The sequence below is a fragment of the Methylocaldum sp. genome (assembly GCF_039794385.1).
Taxonomy (GTDB): Bacteria; Pseudomonadota; Gammaproteobacteria; order Methylococcales; family Methylococcaceae; genus Methylocaldum.
The window spans coordinates 1-3,032 of record NZ_JBDIVO010000459.1; the positions used below are offsets into that span (position 1 = coordinate 1).

General features: G+C 63.5%; 1 protein-coding gene. It reads left to right on the plus strand.

The genetic code is table 11. The features are described from left to right. Positions 1-3,032: hydantoinase B/oxoprolinase family protein (locus tag ABJK70_RS22655; RefSeq protein ID WP_347259220.1), on the plus strand; the 3,032-nt coding region annotated here is incomplete at both ends.

A 3,032-nucleotide genomic window follows, 5' to 3' on the forward strand; every position in this document is an offset into this window, starting at 1 on the left:
TATCTTCGCCCTGAATATCCGCCGTCCCGAACCGCTTTCCCAAAAGGTCGTCGAAATTGCGGGACGGCACGACGCTCGCGGCTCGGAGCTGGAGCCGCTGGATCTCGGCGAAGCGGAACAACAATTGACCAAGGCCTACCGGGAAGGTTTCCGGTCGATCGCCGTCGTTCTCATGCACGCCTGGCGGACGCCCGATCACGAACTCGAACTGGAAAAGCTGGCCAAGGCAATCGGCTACACCCAAATTTCCCTCTCCCACCGCGTCAGTCCCGCCATGAAATTGATCGGACGGGGCGACATCACGGTGGTGGATGCTTATCTGTCCCCGGTACTGCGCCGTTATGTCGATCAGGTGGCGGCCGGTTTGGGCATCGGTCTGAAAGACGAAATGCCGCAAGACCGAAAACGCAAGCTGCTGTTCATGCAGTCCAACGGCGGATTGGCGGATGCCCACCGGTTCCGGGGCAAGGACAGCATTCTCTCGGGTCCCGCCGGCGGCATCGTCGGCGCGGTGGCGGTCTCCCGTCTCGCCGGCTTCGATCGTATCGTCACCTTCGACATGGGCGGCACGTCCACCGACGTGGCCCATTACGCCGGCGAATTCGAACGCAGCCAGGAAACCGAGATCGCCGGCGTTCGGCTCAGGGCGCCCATCCTCAATATTCACACGGTCGCAGCGGGCGGCGGCTCGCTCCTGCATTTCGACGGACTCCGCTTTCGGGCCGGCCCCGACTCGGCCGGTGCCAATCCGGGTCCCGCCTGCTACCGGCGCGGAGGACCTCTGTGCGTGACCGACGCCAATGTGATGGTCGGAAAGATACGTCCCGAATTCTTTCCGAAAGTGTTCGGACCGACCGGCAATCAGCCTCTGGATATGGAAATCGTGCGGCGCAAATTCCGGGAACTGGCCGAGACCATCCGTTCCGACTCAGGCCAAGCGCTCTCGTCCGAAGAAGTGGCGGAAGGCTTCATCGACGTGGCGGTGGAAAACATGGCCGCCGCGATCAAGAAGATCTCGGTGCAGCGCGGCCACGATCTGGCCGATTACGTCCTGTGCTGCTTCGGCGCCGCCGGCGGCCAGCACGCCTGCAAGGTCGCCGAGCGGCTCGGCATTTCCAGGATTTTTCTGCATCCTCTGGCCGGCGTGTTGTCGGCTTACGGCATGGGCCTCGCCGATTACCGTGTCATCAAGGAACGCGCGATCGTGACTCTGTTGAACGATTCCACCGTCCCGGAGTTGCGGACGGTGCTCGACGCGTTAGAAGTCGAAGGACGCGCGGAACTGATGACCCAGGACATCCCGCCGGAGCGGATCGTCGCGGCTCGCCTGGCCATGCTCCGGTACGAGGGTACCGACACCCTGTTCGCCGTGCCGTTCGGCGATTCGGCGGATATGCGGGTGAGGTTCGAGGAACGGCACCACCAGCGCTTCGGCTTCGTTTACCCCGACAAGGCCTTGCTGGTGGACACCGCGACCGTGGAGCTGGCCGGCTTGAACGAATCGGCCGAAGAACCGGTGTGCCCCTTGGTGCCCGACGCTTCTCTGGAGCCGGTCGCAAAGGTCCGGATATATTCCGGCCGAAACCATCACGATACGCCGGTTTATCGGCGCGAGAACCTGAAGCCGGGCGTCCGGTTGCAGGGGCCCGCGATATTGGTCGAACCCAACTCGACCACGATCATCGAGCCGGGCTGGCAGGGCGAGATTACCGCTCGCAATCACCTCGTACTGAGCGTTTGTGAAACAGCCGACTGCCGGGCAACCGCGTCGAAGATGGAACGGACGGAAAAGCACGTCGATCCGGCGCGCCTCGAAATCTTCAACCGGCTGTTCATGTCGGTCGCCGAGGACATGGGCTATACGCTGCAAAACACCGCCCATTCGGTGAACATCAAGGAGCGCCTCGACTTCTCCTGCGCGCTGTTCGACGGAAACGGCGGGCTCGTCGCCAATGCTCCGCACATTCCGGTGCATCTGGGCTCCATGGACGAAAGCGTCAAGGCGCTGATCGCGGGTCACGGGGACGACCTGCGACCGGGCGACGTCTGGCTCATCAATTCTCCCTATCACGGCGGTACGCATCTGCCGGACATCACGATAATTACCCCGCTGTACGATGATACGGGCGAATCGGTCCTTTTCTATCTCGCCTCGCGCGGTCATCACGCCGACGTGGGCGGCATCACTCCCGGTTCGATGCCGCCCCGCAGCACGTCCATCGACCAGGAAGGGGTTCTGAGTGCGGGCTTGAAGATCGTCGAAAACGGACACATACGCGAATCGGCCATCCGCGACTGGCTCAATGCAAAGCCTTATCCTGCCCGCGACCCCGACCGGAATCTGGCGGATCTCCGCGCCCAGATCGCCGCCAACCTGAAAGGCATGCAGGCGCTGCGCGGCATGCTCGAACGTTATTCGCTGGCGACGGTCCGGCGCTACATGGGGCATGTGCAGGACAACGCGGAAGAAGCGGTGCGGCGGGTCATCGCACGGCTTTCCGACGGCGAATTCGCGGTGACGATGGATTCTGGCGCGGTCATCCGCGTGGCGATCCGGGTCGATACCAAAAACCGGCGGGCCTTCATCGATTTTGCCGGAACCTCGCCGCAGCAGCCGGACAATCTGAACGCGCCGGCCGCCGTGTGCAAGGCGGCGGTCCTGTACGTGTTCCGCACCCTGGTGAACGACGATATTCCGCTGAACGCCGGCTGTCTCCGCCCGCTCGAAATCCGGATTCCGGAAGGCTCCCTGCTCAACCCCCGCTATCCCGCGGCCGTCGCGGCGGGCAACGTGGAAACCTCGCAGCATATCGTCGACGCCTTGTACGGCGCGCTCGGCGTGCTGGCCGCCTCCCAGGGCACGATGAACAACTTCACCTTCGGCAACGCGCGCTACCAATACTACGAAACCATCTGCGGCGGGGCCGGCGCGGGGGCCGGTTTCGACGGCGCCGACGCCGTGCACACTCACATGACCAACTCCCGCATCACCGACCCCGAAGTACTGGAATGGCGCTTTCCGGTACTGCTGG